Origin of the sequence: Georgenia sp. Z1491 (assembly GCF_049856175.1) — a bacterium.
GTDB lineage: Bacteria > Actinomycetota > Actinomycetes > Actinomycetales > Actinomycetaceae > JB111.
Map to the genome: position 1 here is coordinate 83,027 of NZ_JBNDNA010000010.1, position 21,516 is coordinate 104,542.

18 protein-coding genes and 1 tRNA gene are annotated in these 21,516 nt (G+C 73.8%); 9 read left to right on the top strand and 10 right to left on the bottom strand.

Features of this window, described 5'->3' with window-relative positions; all coding sequences use genetic code 11:
* Positions 1-60: 60 nt before the first annotated feature.
* The 4 genes from ACPYO4_RS11350 to ACPYO4_RS11365 all read right to left on the bottom strand — a co-directional run bounded on the left by ACPYO4_RS11350 (position 61) and on the right by ACPYO4_RS11365 (position 5,203).
* A complete protein-coding gene (locus ACPYO4_RS11350) occupies positions 61-3,285 on the bottom strand; it encodes a BTAD domain-containing putative transcriptional regulator (protein ID WP_425709348.1) in 3,225 nt (1,074 codons plus the stop codon).
* A gap of 37 nt (positions 3,286-3,322) precedes the next feature.
* A complete protein-coding gene (locus ACPYO4_RS11355; RefSeq protein ID WP_425709349.1) occupies positions 3,323-3,607 on the bottom strand; it encodes a hypothetical protein in 285 nt (94 codons plus the stop codon).
* Positions 3,604-4,167 carry a hypothetical protein gene (locus ACPYO4_RS11360; RefSeq protein ID WP_425709350.1) on the bottom strand — a complete coding sequence of 188 codons (564 nt, stop codon included), beginning with the start codon at positions 4,165-4,167 and terminating at the stop codon, positions 3,604-3,606. Before ACPYO4_RS11360 ends, ACPYO4_RS11355 begins: the two co-directional genes overlap by 4 nt.
* Before the next feature lie 130 nt (positions 4,168-4,297).
* Positions 4,298-5,203, bottom strand: a complete 906-nt coding sequence (locus tag ACPYO4_RS11365; RefSeq protein ID WP_425709351.1) for a LysR family transcriptional regulator — start codon at positions 5,201-5,203, stop codon at positions 4,298-4,300.
* Between ACPYO4_RS11365 and ACPYO4_RS11370 the strand changes: the two genes are divergently transcribed.
* Positions 5,118-6,038: an alpha/beta fold hydrolase gene (locus tag ACPYO4_RS11370; protein ID WP_425709352.1), complete on the top strand. Its 921-nt coding sequence runs from the start codon at positions 5,118-5,120 to the stop codon at positions 6,036-6,038. The genes ACPYO4_RS11365 and ACPYO4_RS11370 overlap by 86 nt on opposite strands.
* A gap of 88 nt (positions 6,039-6,126) precedes the next feature.
* On the opposite strand, the gene ACPYO4_RS11375 is transcribed toward ACPYO4_RS11370, so the two are convergent.
* The 5 genes from ACPYO4_RS11375 to ACPYO4_RS11395 form a co-directional block, all read right to left on the bottom strand.
* The gene (locus ACPYO4_RS11375) at positions 6,127-7,197 is read right to left on the bottom strand and encodes a tartrate dehydrogenase (protein WP_425709353.1); all 1,071 of its coding nucleotides are present in this window, start codon (positions 7,195-7,197) and stop codon (positions 6,127-6,129) included.
* A gap of 144 nt (positions 7,198-7,341) precedes the next feature.
* Positions 7,342-7,860 (bottom strand): MarR family winged helix-turn-helix transcriptional regulator, encoded by a 519-nt coding sequence (locus ACPYO4_RS11380; RefSeq protein WP_425709354.1) that lies wholly within the window; start codon positions 7,858-7,860, stop codon positions 7,342-7,344.
* A 360-nt stretch (positions 7,861-8,220) separates the two neighbouring features.
* Positions 8,221-9,423 (bottom strand): ABC transporter permease, encoded by a 1,203-nt coding sequence (locus ACPYO4_RS11385; RefSeq protein WP_425709355.1) that lies wholly within the window; start codon positions 9,421-9,423, stop codon positions 8,221-8,223.
* A complete protein-coding gene (locus ACPYO4_RS11390) occupies positions 9,420-10,430 on the bottom strand; it encodes an ABC transporter ATP-binding protein (RefSeq protein ID WP_425709356.1) in 1,011 nt (336 codons plus the stop codon). The genes ACPYO4_RS11385 and ACPYO4_RS11390 overlap by 4 nt, the downstream gene beginning before the upstream one ends.
* 215 nt (positions 10,431-10,645) lie before the next feature.
* Positions 10,646-11,248, bottom strand: a complete 603-nt coding sequence (locus tag ACPYO4_RS11395) for a TetR/AcrR family transcriptional regulator (protein WP_425709423.1) — start codon at positions 11,246-11,248, stop codon at positions 10,646-10,648.
* A gap of 122 nt (positions 11,249-11,370) precedes the next feature.
* On the opposite strand from ACPYO4_RS11395, the gene ACPYO4_RS11400 reads away from it, so the two are divergent.
* The 3 genes from ACPYO4_RS11400 (at position 11,371) to ACPYO4_RS11410 (ending at position 14,047) form a co-directional block, all read left to right on the top strand.
* Positions 11,371-11,442 (top strand) — tRNA-Gln (locus tag ACPYO4_RS11400).
* 77 nt (positions 11,443-11,519) lie between these two features.
* Positions 11,520-13,076 (top strand): bifunctional UDP-N-acetylglucosamine diphosphorylase/glucosamine-1-phosphate N-acetyltransferase GlmU, encoded by a 1,557-nt coding sequence (gene glmU, locus ACPYO4_RS11405; RefSeq protein WP_425709357.1) that lies wholly within the window; start codon positions 11,520-11,522, stop codon positions 13,074-13,076.
* Positions 13,073-14,047, top strand: a complete 975-nt coding sequence (locus ACPYO4_RS11410) for a ribose-phosphate diphosphokinase (protein WP_425709358.1) — start codon at positions 13,073-13,075, stop codon at positions 14,045-14,047. The genes glmU and ACPYO4_RS11410 overlap by 4 nt, the downstream gene beginning before the upstream one ends.
* Before the next feature lie 159 nt (positions 14,048-14,206).
* Here the strand turns inward: ACPYO4_RS11410 and ACPYO4_RS11415 are convergent, their stop codons facing one another.
* Positions 14,207-14,965: a dienelactone hydrolase family protein gene (locus ACPYO4_RS11415; protein ID WP_425709359.1), complete on the bottom strand. Its 759-nt coding sequence runs from the start codon at positions 14,963-14,965 to the stop codon at positions 14,207-14,209.
* A gap of 307 nt (positions 14,966-15,272) precedes the next feature.
* Between ACPYO4_RS11415 and ACPYO4_RS11420 the strand changes: the two genes are divergently transcribed.
* The 5 genes from ACPYO4_RS11420 to ACPYO4_RS11440 all read left to right on the top strand — a co-directional run bounded on the left by ACPYO4_RS11420 (position 15,273) and on the right by ACPYO4_RS11440 (position 21,472).
* The gene (locus ACPYO4_RS11420) at positions 15,273-15,935 is read left to right on the top strand and encodes a 50S ribosomal protein L25/general stress protein Ctc (protein WP_425709360.1); all 663 of its coding nucleotides are present in this window, start codon (positions 15,273-15,275) and stop codon (positions 15,933-15,935) included.
* Positions 15,936-16,022: 87 nt separating this feature from the next.
* Positions 16,023-16,625 (top strand): aminoacyl-tRNA hydrolase, encoded by a 603-nt coding sequence (gene pth, locus ACPYO4_RS11425; RefSeq protein WP_425709361.1) that lies wholly within the window; start codon positions 16,023-16,025, stop codon positions 16,623-16,625.
* A gap of 105 nt (positions 16,626-16,730) precedes the next feature.
* A complete protein-coding gene (gene mfd / locus ACPYO4_RS11430) occupies positions 16,731-20,390 on the top strand; it encodes a transcription-repair coupling factor (protein WP_425709362.1) in 3,660 nt (1,219 codons plus the stop codon).
* A gap of 26 nt (positions 20,391-20,416) precedes the next feature.
* On the top strand, positions 20,417-20,884 hold the full coding sequence (locus tag ACPYO4_RS11435) for a hypothetical protein (RefSeq protein WP_425709363.1): 468 nt from the start codon (positions 20,417-20,419) through the stop codon (positions 20,882-20,884).
* 51 nt (positions 20,885-20,935) lie between these two features.
* Positions 20,936-21,472, top strand: coding sequence for a hypothetical protein (locus ACPYO4_RS11440; protein WP_425709364.1), 537 nt, complete (start codon positions 20,936-20,938; stop codon positions 21,470-21,472).
* Positions 21,473-21,516: the final 44 nt, after the last annotated feature.

Below are 21,516 nucleotides of genomic sequence, written 5' to 3' on the forward strand. Positions count from 1 at the left end.
GTCGTCCGCCGGGGACCGTTCGTCGTCCGCCGGGCACCGTTCGTCGGGCGTCAGGTCACGTCAGAAGATCGCCGTGAGCTGCCGGCCGGTGTCGATGGTCCGCCCCCGTGCGGCGGCGGCCTCCACCTGGTCCGCGGGAATCTGTTCGACGAGGCGTGCGTGTGTCCGAGACAGGTCCCGCGTCGCCGGCGCGGAGAGGGGTACGCCGCTCCGGTCCCGATGGGCGGCGGCCGTGCCGAGAAGCTCGGCGGCGAACGCGGCGTCGCCGCTCTCGGCGCGCACGGCGGCCGCCAGCTCCAGGACGCCGGCCACCACCGGGACGTCGGTCGAGGGTGGCAGCAGGTCACGCACGGTCGCGAGGTCCTGCTCGGCACGAGCGAGGTCCGCCTGCTGCACCGCGAGGAAGCCGCTCTCGAGATGCGAGCCGACGGCGTGCGTGATGTCGACGCCGCCCCGGGACAGCCAGCGCTCCAACGCGGTACGGGCAGCCGGCAGGTCCCCCTCGTAGCGAGCGAGCATCGCGGCGGCGCCGTCCGCGAAGAGGGAACCGCGCTGGTACACCGTGTCGGCGGCGAACGTCCTGGCCCGGGCGAGGTGTGCGTGTGCCGTGGTCACGTCCCCGGAGCGCAGGGCGGCCGTCGCCGTGGCGCTGAAGTACTCGGACGCCTGGCCCCAGAGTCCGTGGTCGAGGGAGAGGCGCAGCGCCTCGCGGGCGGCCTCACCGGCCCGGACGTGGTCGCCGCGAGCCTCTGCTGCACGGTGGTCGAGGGCCACGACCTGCGACAGCCCGTACCCGTCGCCGAGCTCACGCAGCACGGCCCCGGCATCGCGCCCGTCGGGCAGGCCGCGTGGCTCGTCGAACGAGCTGGCGACGAGGAACCAGTCGCGCTGGCTCGCGGCGACTGCCATGTCCCACTCCTCGCCGGCGTCGGCGAGGACGCCGATGGCCTCGTCGACGTGCCGCTCGCCGTCTGCGCGCAGGCCCAGGGACAGCAGGGTGATGCCGGCGAACCACTGCGCTCGCGCCCGGGCCGGCCCGTGGCCGGAGAAGAGCTCGAGCGCCTCGGCCACCATGCGGGCCTCCTCGCCGGGGTGGCGGCTCAACTGCATGGAGGTCGCGTAGGACATGGCGGCGGCGTAGCCGTCGTCCCGTGGTCCGGGCAGGTCGACGGCCCTGAGCAGGTCGTCGCGCAGGCGGGTGTGACGCCCGGCGAGCCAGTGGTGCCAGAACGTCGCCACGCCGATGGCCACGGCGCTGGCACCGTCGCGACGTCGCGTGGCCTCGTCGAAGGCATGGCGCAGCTGTGTCCTGTCGGCGTCGATCAGGGCGAGCCAGCGCTGCTGGTCCGGGCCCCGGAGCCGGCGGTCGACCTCGCACGCGAGCGTCAGGTAGTGGTCCAGATGGCGACGGGCGACGCCGTCGCGCTCGCCGGCCTCGTCGAGCTTCTCTCCCGCGAAGGCCGAGATGGACTCCAGCAGCCCGTACCGCATGCCCGTGGGTGTCGGCGTCGCTCTGACCATGCTGGAGTCGACCAGGCCGATCAGGACGTCGACGACCTGCGCGACGTCGCCCGACCGGCCGGCCGCCGGGCCGGCGGTCCCGGGGGCGGCACCTCCGCAGATCGACTCGGCCGCCTCGAGCGTGACCGTTCCGGGATGGACGGCGAGCCGGCGCAGCACCGTCCGCTCCGCGTCGTCGAGGAGGGACCAGCTCCAGCCGATCGTCCCGCGCAGCGTCTGCTGCCGCCGGGGCACGCCTCCGCCGGGACGACGCAGGAGCTGGAGCCGGTCGCTGAGCCTCTCGAGCAGCTCGTGCACGGTGATTCCCCGGATCCGGCTCGCGGCCAGCTCCAGCGCGAGCGGGAGGCCGTCGAGGCGACGGCACAGCTCGGTGATGACGACCCCCGCATCCTCGTCCACCACGAGGCCCGGGTCGCCGGCCCGGGCGCGTGCGACGAAGAACCGCGCCGCGTCGCTCAGCACCTCGCCGTCGCCCGGCTCGGTGCTCAGGGTCGCGACGTCGTACCGCCGCTCCGCGGGAAGACCGAGGGGCCGCCGGCTGGTGGTGAGGACCTGCACCTGCGGGGCGCGCGCCAGGATCTCGCCGGCGAATGCGGCGGCCTCGTCCACGACGTGCTCGCAGTTGTCGAGCACCAGCAGCCCGGAGCGCGCCCCGAGTGCGGCCACGACGAGATCGATGGCGCCGCCGCCGGCCTCGCGCCCGGACAGGTCGAGCACGGTCGCTGCCAGCATGGCGAGCCGCTCTCCCGTGGGCGGCTCCCCGTCGCCGGAGCGGGACAGCTCGGTGAGGTCGACGAACCAGGCGTCGCCGTCGGTGTGCGCCTGGTGTCTGCGCGCCCCGTGCAGCGCGAGGCGGGTCTTGCCCACGCCGCCGATCCCGGTCAGGGTGACCAGACGGGCGGTGGCCAGCAGCGAGGCGATCCGACGGGTCTCCTCGCGCCGACCGATGAGAGGCTCCGTCTCGGCGGGCAGGTGCGAACGGGATGCCCGTGGGGCGGCTGCCGCCGGCGACGTCGCCAGCGAAGGGTCGTGGCGCAGGATGCGCTGGTGCAGCGTGCGGATCTGCGGCCCCGGATCCAGGCCGAGCTCGACGCTGAGGTGGTGGCGCAGCGCCTCGAAGGCACCGAGCGCCTCCTCCTGCCTCCCTGCCTGGTACAGCGCGCGCATCAGCGCGGCGACCAGGCGCTCCCGCGCGGGGTGGGTCGCCACGGTGCTCGTCGCCACGTCGATGCCCTGCTCGGGCGTACCGGTCTCGGTCAGCGCCTCCACGAGCAGCTCGACGGCGTCCGCGCGGGTGCTCGAGAGCTCGGCCACCACGGGCGCCAGCCAGAGGTCGTCGGCGAGATCTCCGTACGGTTCGCCGCGCCACAGCGCCAGGGCCTCGCGGACCTCGGCCACCTGACGGCGGGACGGACCCAGGTGGCGGGCGCGCTCGATCGCGCGACGGAACCTGCCGGCGTCGACCGCGTCGGGGTCGAGGTCGAGGACGTAGCCCGCCGGGGTGTGCCGCAGGCGACGGCGGCCGTCGGTCTCGGCCCGGTCCAGTGCGGTACGGAGGCGGGAGAGCTTGGATCGCAGGGCCTTGGGCGGGGCGGCCGGGAGGCGGTCACCCCAGAGCCGGTCGATCAGCGTGTCGGCGGTGATCGGTCGCCCCTCGGAGGCGACCAGCGCCGCGAGGACGGTCCGCAGCTGGCGCTCGGTCAGCTCGACGGCCCGGCCGGCATCGGTGCGGAGCCGAATCGGGCCCAGCACGTCGACCTGCATGTGGCGACTCTACGGGCCCTCAGGCCCTGTGCCGGGCTCAGTGCCAGCCGTCGAGAAGGAAGTAGCAGCCGACGGTCGTCACGACGAAGAAGGCGAACATGACAATGGTCAACCAGGCGTTGACCTCGGGGACGTCGTCCGGGTCGTCGTCGAGATGCTCGAGGTCGTCGAGGTCCGGGTGGTCGACGTCCTCGCGCCGCTCGAGGTCGTCCGGTCGGTCGGGGTCGTCGCGCGGGTCACGGCCGGGCGCCCCGTCGCCGATCTCCTCGGACGTCACGGGGACGGCGTCGTGCCGCCGGCCCGCCTCGCGCCGCGCGCTCATGCCGACACCAGGTGCGAGACGTCGGCGACCAGCCCGACCGCCAGGACGAGGAACACGACGGCGATGAACCACGTGTACATCCACCGCCCCTTGTGGTCCGTCGCCCAGAACCTGCGCAGCGCGGCGATGCCGGAGACGACCGCCACCGCGCACAACGCGATGCCGACCGGTGCCGCGAGGACGCCGGCGATGCTCAGCAGGGGGACGAGCACCGGGATGAGCACGTAGGTGACGACGCAGCGGATCGCCGACACGAACAGTGACAGCCGCAGGCGCCGGTGCGCCGCCGCGTCGAGGTTGCGGTTCGTGCGTCGCACGCGGAGCAGGCGGCGCATGAAGCGGTCCGCCGCGGTCTCGCGGGAGTCCACGGGGTACGCGGGCGTGGTTCCCGACGGCGCAGCGCCCGCGGGCGTGGCCACCGGCGATGACGACGCCGCTCGCGAAGGTCCGACTCCCGACGACGCCGCTCGCGCGGGCCTGGGCAACGGGGCGGTCGCCTGGACGTCCGGCGCGACGGCGGGGGCACCCGTGGCGGTGCCCGCCTCGATCCCGGTGCTCACGCGCTGTCCCCTCTCGACGTCTCGGTGCTGCCCGCCAGCGTACCGCCCGCTCGGGGACCGGTCGGGCGGCGGTGGCCACGGTCGTCCACGCACGTTCGTCCGCCGTCCGCCGTCCGCCGTCCGCCGTCGGTCAGCCGGCCAGGGGCGCGCACCGGCTCGCGAGCCCCCGGCGCAGGTGCTCGACGGCGGCGCGCACGCGCGCCGGTGCACGGCCACCGGCGGCGTGCAGCGCGACGACGTTCGCCTCCGGCGTCGGGACGTCTGCCAGCACCTGGATCAGGGCCCCGCTGCGCACGTGCTCAGCGACGTCCCAGGTGGACCGCATGGCCAACCCGGCGCCGTCGAGGCACCACTGCGTGACGGCGAGCCCGTCGGTGCAGGTGAGCGGCCCGCTCACCGGGACGACCACCTCGCGCCCGTCGAGCTCGAACTCCCAGCCGTCGCGCTCGCCCTCGTGGACCACGAGGCACGCGTGACGGGCGAGGTCGTCGACCGTGGCCGGGGTGCCGTGCGCAGCCAGGTAGTCGGGGGAGGCGACGACGATGCGCCGGTTCGGCAGAAGCGGCGCCAGCTCGAGCGTGGAGTCCGGGACGCGGCCGACCCGGACAGCGAGATCGAAGCCCGGCAGCGAGGCTCCCAGGGGCAGGCTGGACAGCTCGAGGCGGATCTCCAGCCCCGGGTGGAGCGTGTGGAGCTCGCGCAGCAGCGGAGCGAGGTGCGCGCGACCGAGCCCCACGGTGCTGATGACGCGCAGCGGTCCCGCGAGCGTGGCCGTGTCCGGGTGCAGCGACTCCTCGAGGTCGCGGACGGCCTGCAGGAGCTCGGCGCCGCGCTCGGCGTAGCGCCGCCCCTCGGCAGTGGGCTCCAGGCCGCGTGCGCGCCGGTGCGCCAGCGGCGTACCGAGCCGCTCCTCGAGCCCGCGGAGTCGCCGGCTCACGGCCGAGACGGACATGCCCCAGTGGCGGGCCGCCGCGGTCATCGTCCCGGCCGAGGCCAGGACGGCGAAGAACTCGAGATCGTCGACGTCCGCCGCCACGTCCGACCCCTTTGCCTCGTGCGCAAGCACCGTGTGCGGAGACCGCGCTGTCGTATCGCTGGAGGCAACCCTAACCTCGAGGTTGCGGGCGGTGCCCGTGCCGAGTCCACGAGCGAAGGAGCCCCGCGGTGTTCGCCGACTTCTCACCCCTGGACCTCACCCGGGCCCCGACCACGCGGCGTACAGCAATGGGGAGATGGCGCGCGACGCCGTCGAGCTGATGTCCGCGCTCGGGCACAAGCGCTTCGCGGTAGCCGGTCACGACCGCGGCGCACCCGTGGCCGCCCGGCTCGTCGTGGACCACCGGGGACGGGTGAGCGCTGCGATGCTGCTCGACGTCGCGCCTACGCTCGACATGTACGAGGCCACCGACCGCGACCTCGCGAGCGCGTACCGGCACTGGTTCTTCCTCATCCAGCCCGCCCCGATGCCGGAGGCGCTGGTCGGCGCCAACCCCCGCGGCTACGTCGAGGGTGTGATGGGCGCCCGGCACGCCGGCCTCGGGCCGTTCCCGCCGGAGGTCCTCGACGAGTACGTCGCGTGCCTCGACGGCGAGAGCAACGCGTCCGGGCCCGCCAACGACTCCCGCGCGGCGAACGGCATCGACCTCGAGCACGACCGCGCGGACCGGAAGGCCGGGCGCCGGACCTCCGTGCCGCTACGGGTGCTGTGGGCGAGGCACGGGGTCGTCGGGCGGCTCTTCGGCCCGCTCGCCCTGTGGGACCAGGTCGCCGAGTCGATCTCGGGCCGCGCCGTCGACTGCGGGCACTACCTGCCCGAGGTGGCACCGGTGCAGGTCCTCGCCGAGATGCTGGACTTCTTCGGCCGGACCTGACCAGCTGCAGGAGGTCGCCGAGCTGGACCTCAGCACGGTCGAGCTCGAAGCGGCGCGGTCCAGCTCGGCGCCGGTAGTGCCTGCCGGGTCAGCCCTGCGCGACGCGCTCCGCGATCGCTGAGCCGAGCTGCGCGGTCGTGGCCGTGCCTCCGAGGTCCGGGGTGAGTGTCTCCGCCTCGGCGATGACCCCCTCGAACGCCTCGACCACCGCTGTGCCCGCCTCGGTCTCGCCGAGGTGGTCGAGCATCATCGCGGCGCACCAGATCTGTCCGATGGGGTTGGCGAGGCCCTTCCCGGCGATGTCCGGGGCCGATCCGTGGACCGGTTCGAACAGGGACGGGAACGTGCGCTCGGGGTTGATGTTGGCGCTCGGGGCGATGCCGATGGTGCCGGTCGTGGCGGGGCCGAGGTCGGAGAGGATGTCGCCGAACAGGTTCGACGCGACGACGACGTCGAACCAGTCCGGGTGCAGCACCACCTGGGCGGTGAGGATGTCGATGTGGAACTTGTCGACGTCGACGTCGGGGTAGGACCTCGCCATCTCCGCGACCCGCTCGTCCCAGTACGGCATGGTGATGGAGATGCCGTTGGACTTCGTGGCCGATGTGAGGTGCTTCTTCCGCTGCTGCGACAGCTCGAACGCGTAGCGCAGGATCCGGTCGACGCCGGTACGCGTCATCACGGTCTCCTGGACCACGGTCTCGCGGTCGGTGCCCTCGAACATCTTCCCGCCGATCGACGAGTACTCGCCCTCGGTGTTCTCCCGGACCACGAGGTAGTCGACGTCGCCGGGCGCGCGGCCCGCCAGCGGCGAGGGGATGCCCTCGAGCAGCTTGACGGGGCGGAGGCTGACGTACTGGTCGAAGTGCCGGCGGAACTGGAGCAGCGAGCCCCACAGCGAGACGTGGTCGGGGACGATCTCCGGCCAGCCGACGGCGCCGAAGAAGATCGCGTCGAACGTGCGCAGGGTCTCGAACCAGTCGTCCGGGAGCATCTGTCCGTGCTCCTGGTAGTAGGCGGCGCTGGCGAAGCCGAAGTCCTCGAGCTCGAGCGTGAGGCCGAAGCGCTGGGCCGCCGCGCGCAGGACCTTGACGCCCTCGGGGACGACCTCGGTGCCGATGCCGTCGCCGGGGACGACTGCGATCCGGTAGGTGCTCATGGGGTCCTCGTCGCTGCCGGTCCGGCGGGGCCGGGTGCCGCGCCGCTGTGCCGCCCACGGTAGGGGGACGGCGGCGCCGGCGTCGTGACGCGGGAGGAAAGGCCGGGTTGCGCGCGGCGCAATCGCGCGCACGCGGGCCTCTCGTCAGTGCCGCTCGGTCCGGTCGGGCTCGAACTGGGCGGTGAGGGAGCGCAGGAGGTCGGCCAGCGCCTCCGCGTCCCGCGGGGAGGTCTGGGCGAGGAGCCCGCGCTCGGCGTCGAGCAGGTCGGTCATCGTCCGGTCGACGCGGGCCAGTCCCTCCTCGGTGAGGCGGACGTGGACGACCCGCTTGTCGGCGTCGTCCTGGGTGCGCTCGACGAGCCCGGCCGCGACCATCTTGTCGATGCGGTGCGTCATCGTCCCGGACGACACGAGCGTCTCGGCCACGAGCCGCGTGGGCGTGAGCCGGTAGGGGGCGCCGGCGCGGCGCAGCGCGGACAGGACGTCGAACTGCCAGATCTCGAGGTCGGGGCCGGCGAGCGCACGCCGTCGGGCGAGGTCGAGGTGGCGGGCGAGCCGGGTGACGCGGGAGAAGACCTCCAGCGGCGCGACGTCGAGGTCCGGCCGCTCCCGACGCCAGGCCGCCACGATGCGGTCGACCTCGTCGGTGCCCCGTTCCTCCATGGCGAGAGATTACTCGACGTCGAGACAACCCCGCCGTCCCACGGGCGAGCGAGCGCTGTCCGGTCGGACGATGCCGGCGGGGCAGACGCGTTGGGCCGCGCTGTGCTGCGTCGTCGCCGAGTCAATCAGCAATCCACCGAGGCAGTCCCCCGGGTCGACTGACTCGAGAGTTACCCGGCTGACTCGCCGACAGGGACCGGCAAGGGGACGACGAAGGGGGGGGCGGACGAGGGGGCGACGGCGACGGCGGACCAGACGCGGGAACGACGACGGCGGGGGCGGCCGCATCCGCGCCCGCCCCCGCCGTCCTGGGTGCCGTCGGCCCCTCGGGCAGCCCCCAGCCCCTCGGCCGCCCCTCCGTCAGCCCTTGAGGGCCTCGCTCAGCTTGAGTCGCCCACCGGTGTGCAGGATGCCGCGACGGTAGACGCGGCCGGCGATCCAGATGAGGAACGGGATCGTCGCTGCAGCGATCGCCACGGCGATCAGCGCCTCGACCGTGCTGGCTCCGAACCCCTGGCGCATCGGCATGATGAACGGCGAGAGGAACGGGATGTAGCCGAGGATCTGCGTGAGCAGCGAGTCCGGCTGGTTCGGGACCAGGTACATGGCCACGTAGAACGGGACGAACTGGGCGAACATCAGCGGCGTCGTCACGGAGCCGATCTCCTCCTGGCGCGAGACCAGCGCGGCGAAGCCGCCGAAGACCACGGTCCAGATCCCGAACCCGACGAGGAACCACACGAACGCCCACACGGTGACGGTGCCGATCGGGATGCTCAGCGAGGGCAGGAGCCCGGCGATCGCCAGGGCGCCGATCATGCCGCCCACGATCACCACCATGTAGACGAGCGTGTACAGGCCGATGCCGAGCACCTTGCCGGTGAGCAGCTGGGTGGGCTTGATCGTCGCGAGCAGGACCTCCACCACGCGGGAGGTCTTCTCCTCGACGACGCCGGTCGCCACCGTGGCCCCCGCCGTGAGGATGGCGAAGAGCATGAGGGAGATCGTCGCGATCCCGGCGGCGTAGGCCTGCCCGTCGAAGTCGGGACTGTTGAACCCGGTGGCCGCGCCCTCGAGGATCTCCACCTGCGGGGCGCTCGCGGCGATCGCACCCTGCACCTCGGCGGGGTCGCCGCCGAGCTCGGTGATCTGCGTGCTCAGCGCCTCGGTCTGCGCTGCGCCGGCGACGGTCCCGAGGAGCTGCTGGTCGGGGTCGGTGCGGGCGTGGACGGTCAGCGCGTCGCCGTCGCGCGAGACGACGATCTCGGCAGGGTCCTCGTCCCGCTCGAGCTCCTCGGCGAAGGTGCCGTCGGCGGTCTCCTGGATGTCGAGGGGGACGTCCTGCGTGCTCGACGTCGTCTGCAGGTAGGGCACCAGCGAGGCGGCGGACTCCTCGACGGCCACGACCGTGCCCGTGTCCTCGCCCTGGCTCGAGTCCCAGATCTTGTAGCCGACGCCCGCGGCGAGGATGACGACGAGCATGACGATCATCGAGATGATCGACGACTTGGCGAGCAGCCGCGTGCGGAGCTCCCGCTTGATGACCAGACCGACCGCGCTCATCGACGCGCCTCCTTCGTCTTCTTCCTGCCCGAGCCTGCGTCCTCGTGCCCGTCGCGCCCGGCGCTGCCGTCCTTCTCCGCGGCGGAGCTGTCGGAGACCACGTCGCGGAAGAGGTCGGCGAGCGCGGGGCGCACCGGACCGAACTCGACCACGGGGCCGTGGCGCAGCGCCTCGGTGATCAGTGCCTGCTCGGCCCCGGCCGATCCCTCGGGGAGCATGACCTGCGCGGCGGACTTGCCGGCCCCCACCTCGATGTTCTCGGCGACGGCGCCGGGGACCGAGCCGGCGATCGGGGCGAGGTCCAGACCCTCGGCGTCGACGACGACCCGCCAGACCGGCTGGCCCACCGTGCGGAGCTCGTCGATCGTGCCGAGCGCGACCATCTTGCCCGCGGCGATGATCCCGACCCGGTGGCACAGGCGCTCGACGAGGTCGAGCTGGTGCGAGGAGAAGATGACGGGGACGCCCGCGGCGGCGCGCTCCTTGAGGACGTCGCTCATCACGTCGACCGCGACGGGGTCGAGGCCGGAGAACGGCTCGTCGAGGACCAGCACCTCGGGCTCGTGGACCAGGGCGGCGGCGAGCTGCACGCGCTGCTGGTTGCCCAGGGAGAGCTTCTCGACGTCGTCGCCCCGCCGGTGGGCCACGCCGAGGCGCTCGGTCCACCTCTCCATCGCGGAGGTCGCCTCCTGCTTCGACATGCCGTGCAGCCGGGCGAGGAAGACGAGCTGCTCGCCGACCTTCATCTTCGGGTAGAGGCCGCGCTCCTCCGGCATGTAGCCGACCCGACGCCGGGCGTCGAGGTCGAGGACGCTGCCGTCGTGCCGGACCTCGCCGGAGTCCGCGGCGAGGACGCCGAGGATGATCCGCATCGCGGTGGTCTTGCCCGCGCCGTTCGATCCGACGAAGCCGAAGATCTCCCCGGCCCGCACGGTGAACGACAGGTCGGTCAGCGCCCGGACGTTGCCGTACGCCTTGCTGAGCCCGTTGAGCTCGAGGTCGCCCACGTGTCCCCCTTCGTCCGCTCTGGCCGACGTCAAGGGGTGCATGTCCCTGCCGGCTGTGGTCGGGGTCAACCGTACGGGGTGTGACCTCGGTGACCGCCTGACGTCCGTCACGAGTCGTCCGTGAGGTTCGTCCTCGCAGCCGCGGGTCCGGCCCGGCCATGCGTGGGGGCGGACCACGGACAGGCGGTCCGTGGAGAGGCGGTCCGTGGCGGCACTCAGCGCCCGGCGTCGTGGATGCGCGGCTCGCGCCGCAACCCCTCGAGGCCGTGCCACGCGAGGTTGACCACGTGCGCGGCGACGTCCTGCTTGCCCGGCGACCGGTTGTCGAGCCACCACTGGCCGGTCAGCGCGATGAGGCCGACCAGCATCTGCGCGTACAGCGGCGCCGCGCTCGTGTCGAAGCCGCGCGCCTTGAACTGCGCGGCGAGCAGGTGCTCGACGTGCGTGGCGACGTCGCCGATGAGCGAGGAGAACGTGCCGGTCGCCTGGGCGACGGGGGAGTCCCGCACGAGGATCCGGAACCCGTCGGTGTGCTCCTCGATGTAGTCCAGCAGCGCGAGCGTGGTGCGCTCGACGATGGTGCGGGGGTGCCCGCCGTCGCGGATGGAGCCGATGAGGACGCTCTCGAGGAGCTGGACCTCGCGGTCGACCACGACGGCGTAGATCCCCTCCTTGCCACCGAAGTGCTCGTAGACCACCGGGCGGGAGACCGCGGCGCGCTGCGCGATCTCCTCGACCGATGTCGAGTCGAAGCCCTTCTCGGCGAACAGGGTGCGGGCGACGGCGACGAGCTGCTCGCGCCGTTGTCCGGCCGTCATCCGGGTGCGCTGCCGTCTCGTCTCGTTCGCCACGCCCGCCATTGTGCCCGCGCGGTCCCGGTCGCCCCGGGCTTTGGCAGGATGGGACAGCGCTCCGACCACCCCGCGGTGGTCGGTGGCGGTCCGCCCTGGTGTAACGGCAGCACGCAGGCCTTTGGTGCCTTGAGGTCCGGGTTCGAGTCCTGGGGGCGGAGCCTCGGCGGTACAGTGGCCGCGCCCCGCGGCGAGTCGCGGCGGCACCCCAAGGACGTCGTACCCGAGGAGAACCCGCGTGACTTCCACCCGTCCGGCTGCCGTCGTCGTGCTCGCTGCCGGGGCGGGGACCAGGATGCGCTCGTCGACCCCGAAGGTCCTGCACGCCGTCGGCGGTCGCACGCTGCTCGGTCACGCGCTCGCGGCCGCCCGCGCGGTCGACCCGGAGCGTCTCGCCGTCGTCGTGCGTCACGAGCGCGAGCGTGTCGCCGCGTTCGTCGGCGAGTCCGACCCGGCCGCCCTCCTCGTCGACCAGGACGAGATCCCCGGCACCGGTCGCGCTGTCCAGTGCGCACTCGAGGCCCTCGACCGGGCCGCTGCGTCGGACGGACCGCTCCTCGTCATGGCGGGGGACACCCCCCTGCTCGACGGCGAGACCCTCGCCGCTCTCCTCGACGCGCACACCGGCGCTGGCAACGCGATCACGGTCCTCACCGCGCGGATCGACGACCCGTTCGGCTACGGCCGGATCCTGCGGGAGGGCGACCGGGTGGTCGGCGTCGTCGAGGAGCGCGACGCGACCGACGCGCAGCGTGAGATCACCGAGATCAACACCTCGACCTACGTCTTCGAGGCGTCCGTGCTGCGCGAGGCGCTCGCCGGCCTCGGCTCCGACAACGACCAGGGCGAGGTCTATCTCACGGACGTCGTCGCGGCCGCCCACGGCCGCGGCCTTCCGGTGCGGGCGCTCACGGTGGACGACCCGGCCACGGTCGAGGGCGTCAACGACCGCGTCCAGCTCGCTGCCATCGCCGCCCGGCTCAACGACCGCCTGCTGGCGCGCTGGATGCGCGCCGGGGTGACGATCGTCGACCCGGGAACCACGTGGATCGACGTCGACGTCGACCTCGGCCGCGACGTGACGATCCTGCCCGGCACGCAGCTGCACGGGACCACGGTGGTCGCTGAGGGCGCGACCGTCGGCCCCGAGACCACCCTCACCGACTGCGAGATCGGTGCGGGCGCGACGGTCGTGCGCACGCACGCCGAGCTTGCGGTGGTCCGCGACGGCGCGAGCGTGGGGCCGTTCGCCTACCTGCGGCCCGGCACGGTCGTCGGCGAGGAGGCGAAGGTCGGCACGTTCGTCGAGCTGAAGAACTCCACGCTCGGGCGCGGAGCGAAGGTCCCGCACCTGAGCTACGTCGGGGACGCGGACATCGGCGAGGGCACGAACATCGGGGCCGCCTCGGTCTTCGTCAACTACGACGGCGTGCACAAGCACCGCTCGCGCATCGGGGCGCACGCTCGCACCGGCGCGGACAACATGTTCGTCGCGCCGGTCAGCGTGGGCGACGGTGCGTACACCGGCGCGGGCACGATCGTCCGCCACGACGTCCCCGCCGGCGCGCTCGCGCTCAACGACTTCGGCCAGAAGGTCCGCGAGGGCTGGGTCGAGGAGCGTCGGCCGGGCACGAAGGCCGCCGAGGCCGCCGCCGCGGCGCGCGCGGGCGCGAGCGGTACCGCCGGTGGCGGGGCGAGCGGTGAGGGCCCGCGCGGTGAGAGCATCGGTGCGGGACCGGAGACCACCGGGACCCAGGACGGCGCATCGGCGCCCGGCGAAGGGAGCGCGCGATGACCGGCATCCACGCGAGCGGTGAGAAGCGACTGGTGTTCGTGGGGGGCCGCGCGCACCCCGAGCTCGCCGACCACGTCGCCCGGGAGCTCGGCATCGACCCGTTGCCGACGACCGCCTACGACTTCGCGAACGGCGAGATCTACGTGCGGTTCGACGAGTCCGTGCGCGGCACCGACGCCTTCGTCCTGCAGTCCCACACCACGCCGATCAACCAGTGGCTCATGGAGCAGCTGATCATGGTCGACACGCTCAAGCGGGCCTCGGCCAAGCGCATCACGGTGGTCGCGCCGTTCTACCCCTACGCCCGGCAGGACAAGAAGCACCGCGGGCGGGAGCCGATCTCGGCGCGTCTGGTCGCCGACCTGTACAAGACCGCCGGCGCCGACCGGCTGATGAGCGTGGACCTGCACGCGTCGCAGACGCAGGGCTTCTTCGACGGACCGGTCGACCACCTCTTCGCCATGCCGATCCTCGTGGACTACGTGCGCGGGCGGATCGACCTCTCCAGCGCCGCCGTCGTGTCGCCGGACGCCGGTCGCATCCGGGTCGCCGAGCAGTGGGCGGAGAAGCTCGGCGGCGTGCCGCTGGCGTTCGTCCACAAGACCCGTGACATCACACGGCCGAACCAGGCCGTGGCGAACCGGGTGGTCGGCGACATCGAGGGGCGCACGGCCGTGCTCGTCGACGACCTCATCGACACGGGCGGCACGATCGCCGAGGCCGTCAAGGTCTGCCTCGCCTCGGGGGCGAAGGACGTCATCGTCGCCGCCACGCACGGTGTGCTGTCCGACCCGGCGACGCAGCGGCTGTCCGACTGCGGCGCGCGCGAGATCGTCGTCACCGACACCCTGCCGATCGCCAAGGACTTCCCGCAGCTCACTGTGCTCCCGATCGCCCCGCTGCTGGCCCGGGCGATCCGTGAGGTGTTCGACGACGGGTCGGTCACCTCGCTGTTCGAGGGACGCTCCTAGGTCGGATCTGCACGTGCGGCTTCCCTGCCGCCCGACCTCGCGGCACACTCCTCGCCGAGCTCGACTGTTGTGGTCCGAGCATGACCTCTGCGCGGTCGATCTGGACCCGTTCCGGTCCAGCTCGACGGGCTGCCGGGGCGGTGCCGCTGGTAGTCCCGGTCAGCTCCGCCCGGCAGCCAAGGTCCCGGCGAGCCAGTCCGTCGTCGTCGCCCACGCGTCGGCCGACGCCCGCGCGTGGTGGAACTCCGGGAGCGGGTTGTCGAACGCGTGCCCGGCGCCGGGATGCCGCACGAGCCGGACGCCGTCGCGCGCCACGGCGGCCTCGATGAGGTCGACCTGCTCCACCGGGATGAAGGTGTCCTCGGTGCCCCAGTGGTGCAAGGACGGCGCGGTGACCTCCGGCGCGCGGTCGAGCAGCGCCGGCAGCGCCGAGCCGTAGTACGCCACGAGGGCGTCGACGGCGTCGACCTCCCGCGACGCGGCGTCGAACGCGACCCCGCCGCCCCAGCAGAACCCGAGCAGCCCGACGGACCCGTCCCCCACGAGCCCGCGCAGGTGCGCGAGCGCCTCCCGGGTGTCCGACACGGCGCCCGCCCAGTCCGTGGCGCCCGCCAGCTCCATCGCCCGCGCCAGCTCGGCCTGCCCGCCGCCCTCGACGACCTCGTCGCCCGAGCGCCAGAACAGGTGCGGCACAAGCACCGTGTAGCCCAGCGCGGCGAGGTCGGCGGCCCGGTCGAGCACGTACCCGGTCACCCCGAAGATCTCCTGCACGACGACGATGCCCGCCCGCGCAGGTCCCGCACCGGGGGAGGGGCGCGACCCGGCGTCGGCCCCGCCCGACCCGGCGTCGGGCCGCAGCAGGTCGGCGGGCATCGGCCCTGCGTCGGTGGTCACGTGCACGCGCTCCGTCGTCGTCATGTCTCCTCCTCGGTACGCCGGGACCCCCGCGGGACCGGGGTGCCCGTGCGCCGGCGCGCCGGGACCCCCGCGGCGCCGACAGGGCCCAGTGTGCCGCAGGCCGCAGCGCGGGGGCCTGTCGCCCGCCCGACGAGCCGCTAGACTCCTGTGGTTGCCTCGGCGAGGGACGACGGACGGGCTGGTGCCCGCATCCGGACCGCTGGTCCGGTCGTCCGTGATTCGACGCGGCGGAGCCACGCGCGTCCGTCCGCCGTCCCGCGCCGAGGCCCGCCGCCCCGTCCCGCCACGAACCCCCTTTGGAGCACGCATGGCCGACAAGACCGTCATCACCGCCGCCGTCCGGACCGAGTTCGGCAAGGGCGCGGCCCGCCGCACCCGCCGCGAGGGCCGCATCCCCGTCGTCCTGTACGGCCACGGCACCGAGCCGCAGCACCTCTCGCTGCCGGCGCACGACACGTTCCTCGCGCTGCGCGGCAACGCCAACGCCCTGCTCACCCTCGACATCGAGGGCAGCGAGCAGCTCGCGCTGACCAAGGACGTCCAGGTGGACCCGGTCAAGCGCTCCATCGAGCACGTCGACCTCCTCATCGTCCGCAAGGGCGAGAAGGTCACCGTCGACATCGCCGTGCACACCGAGGGCGAGACCTTCCCCGGCACGATCCACACCGTCGAGAGCCAGACGCTCACCGTCACGGCCGACGCGACCGCCATCCCGGAGAGCGTCGTCGTCGACATCGAGGGTCTCGAGGACGGGCACACCGTCCGCGTGGAGGACCTCCCGGCGATCCCCGGCGCCACGTTCGAGGACGACCCGGAGACCCCGGTCGTCGTCGTCACGGTGCCGCGCGTCGACGAGTCCGACCTCGAGACCCCGGCCGCCGAGGGCGACGAGGAGACCGAGGGCGAGCAGACCGAGGGCGGCTCCGACGAGTCCGCCGAGGGCGAGTCCTCCTCCGACGGCGAGGACTGACCCCTTTCCGCCCCGGCCCACGCGGGCCGGGGCGGCCCTATCCGTGGGCCGGCGCGCGCCGGCCCCTGCGCAAGGAGATGAGCGCGCGTGGCTGACAGCGACCTGTGGCTCGTCGTCGGGCTCGGCAATCCCGGTCCGCGCTACGCGGGCAACCGGCACAACGTGGGCCAGATGATCGTCGAGCTCCTCGCGCGCCGCGCCGGCGCCGAGCTCACCACCCACAGGTCCCGGGCGAGCGTCGCCGACACGAGGCTGGGTACCGGCCCCGGTGGCGTCCCGGGCCCGCGCGTGATCCTCGCCCGGCCGGGCACGTACATGAACGTCTCGGGCCCGCCGGTCGCCGCGCTCGCGCAGTTCTACTCGATCGAGCCGGGCCGGATCCTCGTGGCGCACGACGAGCTCGACCTCGCCCCCGACTCGCTCCGCCTCAAGGTCGGCGGCGGCGAGGGTGGCCACAACGGCCTGCGCTCGATCACCCGGGCGCTGGGCACCAAGGACTACGCCCGGCTGCGCGTGGGTATCGGCCGCCCCCCGGGCCGGATGGACGCGGCCGACTACGTGCTGCAGAACTTCTCCGCCGCGGAGCACGGCGAGCTCGGAGTCACGCTGGAGATCGCCGGCGACACGGTCGCCGACGTCGTCGCCGAGGGTCTGCAGAGGACCCAGATGCGGCTGCACACGGCGGACTGACGACGCCGCCGCCCGTCGGCGGTCGCGGGCCCGGACCCCCGGGCGGCTGACGCGGTGCCGGTCGTAGACTGCCTCCCGCTCCCCACTTCCTCGACCGGAGGACACGTGTCCCTCACCGGACTGCTTCCCCTGCTGCGCGAGGACCCGGCGATCGCCGCGCTCGTCGCGGCCGCCTCGGCCCCCGTCCTCGAGCCGCACCGCGCGACCACCGCACCCGTCGGTATCCGCCCCGCGCTGGCGGCGGAGCTCGCCGCCACCGGTCGCCCGGTCGTGCTCGTCACCGCCACCGGCCGCGACGCCGACGACCTCGCCGCCGGTGTGCGCGAGTTCCTCCCCGCCGACGACGTCGCGACCTTCCCGGCCTGGGAGACGCTCCCGCACGAGCGGCTCTCACCGCGCTCGGACACCGTGGCCCGGCGCCTGGCCACGCTGCGCCGACTCGTCCATCCCGGCCCCGAGCCGCGCACCGCCCGGCCCAGCGTGGTCACCGTGCCGGTGCGCGCCCTGCTGCAGCCCGTCGTGCGCGGGCTCGCCGACCTCGAGCCCGTGCGGGTGCAGGTCGGGGACACGGTCGGCCTGGACGACCTCGTGCGCGCCCTCGAGGCCGCCGCCTACACGCGCACCGACATGGTCGAGCGGCGCGGGGAGTACGCCGTGCGCGGCGGCATCGTCGACGTCTTCCCCCCGACCGACCCACACCCGCTGCGCCTCGAGCTCTTCGGCGACGACGTCGAGGAGATCCGCCGCTTCTCGGTGGCGGACCAGCGCAGCCTCGAGGTCGCGGAGGAGGGGCTGTGGGCGCCGCCCTGCCGCGAGCTGCTGCTCACGCCCGAGGTCCGCGAGCGTGCCCGGTCCCTCGTCGCCACCGTCCCGTCGGCCGCGCCGATGCTCGAGCGCATCGCCGAGGGCGTCGCCGTCGAGGGCATGGAGGCGCTGAGCCCGGTGCTCGCGGACGGTCTCGAGCCCCTCCTCGACCTCCTGCCGGAGCGGGCGCTGGTCGTCCTCGTCGACCCCGAGCGGATCCGTCGCCGGGCCGCCGACCTCGCCGCCACCACCGAGGAGTTCCTCGCCGCGGCCTGGACCTCGGCCGCGTCCGGCGCCGAGGTGCCGCTCGACCTGCGGGCCGCGGCGTTCGCGGAGCTCGCCGAGGCCCGCGCGCTCGCCCTGACGAGGGGGCAGGGCTGGTGGAGCGTCAGCTCGCTGCCCACCGACGACGCGCTCGACGACGAGACCCTCGCCGCGCCGGTGCGCCCCGCCGAGGAGACCACCGGCGGCGCTACGGGCTCCGGCGCGGCGACCGTCGCTGACGCCACGGCCGGCCCCGACGACGACACCCGCAGCGTCGCCGCGCGCGAGACCCGGCGCTACCGCGGTGACGTCGCCGGCGCGCTGCAGGACCTCGCCGCGCTCGTCCACGACGAGTGGCGCATCCTGCTGACCACCCAGGGCGCCGGCCCGGCCCGGCGCCTGCGCGACTCGCTCGCCGAGGCCGACGTCCCCGCGCGTCTGGTCGGCGACCTGCCCGAGGCCCCCGAGCCGGGGCTCGTGACGATCACCCACCCGGGACTCGACCGTGGTTTCGTCGTCGAGGCCCGGCGGCTCGCCGTCCTCACCGAGTCCGACCTCACCGGCCGGCCCGGCAGCTCGACGCGCGAGATGCGCAAGATGCCGGCCCGCCGCCGCACCGCGGTCGACCCGCTGTCGCTGCGTCCGGGCGACCTCGTCGTGCACTCCCAGCACGGGGTGGGCCGCTTCGTCGAGCTCGTCTCCCGCACCGTCGGCAAGGGCGAGACCGCGACCACGCGCGAGTACCTCGTCATCGAGTACGCGCCGTCGAAGCGGGGTCAGCCCGGCGACCGGCTCTTCGCCCCGACCGACTCCCTCGACCAGGTCTCCCGGTACGTCGGGGGAGAGGCGCCCGCGCTCAACAAGATGGGCGGCTCGGACTGGGCGGCGGCCAAGCGCAAGGCCCGCAAGGCCGTCCGCGAGATCGCCGGCGAGCTCGTGCGCCTCTACGCCGCGCGGCAGGCGACGGTCGGCCACACCTTCGGTCCGGACACCCCGTGGCAGCGCGAGCTCGAGGACGCCTTCCCGTACACGGAGACCCCCGACCAGCTCGGCGCGATCGACGACGTCAAGGCCGACATGGAGAAGGCCATGCCGATGGACCGCCTCATCTCCGGCGACGTCGGCTACGGCAAGACGGAGATCGCCGTGCGCGCCGCCTTCAAGGCCGTCCAGGACGGCAAGCAGGTGGCGGTCCTCGTCCCCACGACGCTGCTCGTCAACCAGCATCTCGACACGTTCTCCGAGCGGTACGCGGGCTTCCCGGTGCGGGTCGCGGCCCTGTCGCGGTTCCAGAGCGCGGCCGAGGCCAAGGAGGTCCGCGACGGGCTGCTGGCCGGGTCGATCGACGTCGTCATCGGGACCCACACCCTGCTCACCGGCCAGGTGCGGTTCAAGGAGCTCGGACTGGTGGTCATCGACGAGGAGCAGCGCTTCGGCGTCGAGCACAAGGAGACGCTCACCCAGCTGCGGACGAACGTCGACGTGCTGGCGATGTCCGCCACGCCGATCCCGCGCACCCTCGAGATGGCGGTCACCGGCATCCGGGAGATGTCGACCCTCGCCACCCCGCCCGAGGAGCGGCACCCGATCCTCACCTACGTCGGGCCGCAGGAGGACAAGCAGGTCGGCGCCGCGATCCGCCGCGAGCTCCTGCGCGAGGGCCAGGTGTTCTACGTCCACAACAAGGTCCGCTCGATCAACGCGACCGCGCAGCACCTCGCCGAGCTCGTCCCGGAGGCGCGGATCGGGGTCGCGCACGGCCAGATGAACGAGCACCAGCTCGAGGCCGTCATCCAGGACTTCTGGGAGCGGTCCATCGACGTCCTGGTCTGCACGACGATCATCGAGACCGGCCTGGACATCGCCAACGCGAACACCCTGATCGTCGAGCGCGCCGACACGTTCGGCCTCTCCCAGCTCCACCAGCTGCGCGGCCGCGTGGGTCGCGGGCGGGAGCGCGCCTACGGGTACTTCCTCTACGACCCGGACAAGCCGCTGACCGAGACCGCCCACGACCGCCTCGCCACCATCGCCTCGCACACCGAGCTGGGCGCCGGCATCCAGGTGGCGATGAAGGACCTGGAGATCCGCGGGGCCGGGAACCTGCTCGGCTCCGACCAGTCCGGGCACATCGAGGGCGTCGGCTTCGACATGTACGTCCGGATGATCTCGGAGGCCGTGGCCGCCTGGCGCGACGGGAAGGTCGAGCCCGAGCGGGTCGACGTCCGCGTCGAGCTGCCCGTCGACGCCCACGTGCCCACGGACTACGTCGACACCGAGCGCCTGCGACTCGAGGTCTACGCGAAGATCGCCGCCGCCGACGACGACGAGACCCTGGACTCGGTCCGCGCCGAGCTCGTCGACCGGTACGGGCCCGTGCCGCCGAGCGTCGAGCGGCTGTTCGCCGTCGCACGGCTCCGCGCGCACGCCCGCGCGGCCGGCGTGCAGGAGATCACCGCCCAGGGGAAGAACGTGCGGTTCTTCCCGGTCGAGCTCGCCGAGTCGCAGTCCCTGCGGCTCACCCGCGTCCATCGCGGGACCGTCCTCAAGCCTGCCGTGCGCACCGCGCTCGTGCCGTGGCCGCTCACGCAGCCCGTGGGTGGTCGGCCGCTCAGCGACGTCGACCTCCTCGAGTGGGTCGAGCAGGTCGTCGCGCTCATCGGCACGCCGGTCCAGGCCGCCGCCGCAGGAGCATGACCGCCGGACGGTGCGATGCTGGGTCCGTGCGGACCTCCCGTGAGTGCGCCGGTCGCCCGGCTCTCGTCCCGCCCCTGGGCGCCGCCCTGCTGACCGCCGTCCTGCTGGTCGCCGCACCGGCGGGCGACGACGCGGCCGGTGCGGCGCACGCCGCCGGGGCGGGTCCGGTCGCCGCCTCCCCTGCCGCCACCGCGACGAGCGAGCCCGACGGGTCCGGATCGACGAGCGAGCCCGACGAAGCAGCCTCCGACGACGCCGGTTCCGGCGGGTCGGCGCCGGCCGAGGCGGGCAGCGGCGGGCTGCTCGACGGCTCCGCCGCGTCGGACGGCTCGTCGAAGCCGCCCTTCGAGGTCGTCAGCGCCGCCGAGCTGCCGCTGGGCCTGCAACCCTGGCTCGTCCGCGTCGCCACGGTGACCACGCTCGCGCTGGCGGGCATCGGCGTCGTGCTGGCCGCGACGTCGGGGCCGCGCCGACCGCGTCGCCGACGCGGATAGCATGGGGGTCGCCCACGGCCGTGCCGGGGGCGTGGACGATCAGGAGGAACTGTGGCTCGCACCATCCGACCGGCGGTCCTGCCGGCTCTCGCGCTCGGCGCTCTGCTCGCCGGCTGCTCGGCCAATCCCGGTACCGCGGCCGTCATCGACGGCGAGGAGCTGTCGGAGCGGGAGGCCCAGTCCGTCGCGGGCGAGCTCTCGGGAGTGTTCGGGCAGCCCCTGACCACCGTCGACGCGGTCCTCAACTACGCCTACTCCGAGACGTTCGTCCGGGTCGCGGCCGAGAACGGCCTCACGGTCTCCGACGCCGACGTCCAGGACCAGCTCGCGACGCTGACCGAGCAGAGCGGCTACACGCCCGACGGCGAGTACCTGCCCCAGACGCTGGACATCGTCGAGTCCCTCATGGTGGGCGGGCAGCTGCAGAACGACCCCGAGCTGTCCGCGCAGCTCTCCGAGCAGCTGGGCGAGGTCGACATCGAGCTCAACCCTCGGTACGGCACCATCGAGACCGGGCAGTACGCGGCGCCCGCGCACCCGTGGCTGCAGGCCGCGCCGTCGGACGCGGAGATGCCGGTCGCGCCGTGACCGGTCGGGGAGAGCGGCCCTGATCCCGCTGCAGGGCCGGACCT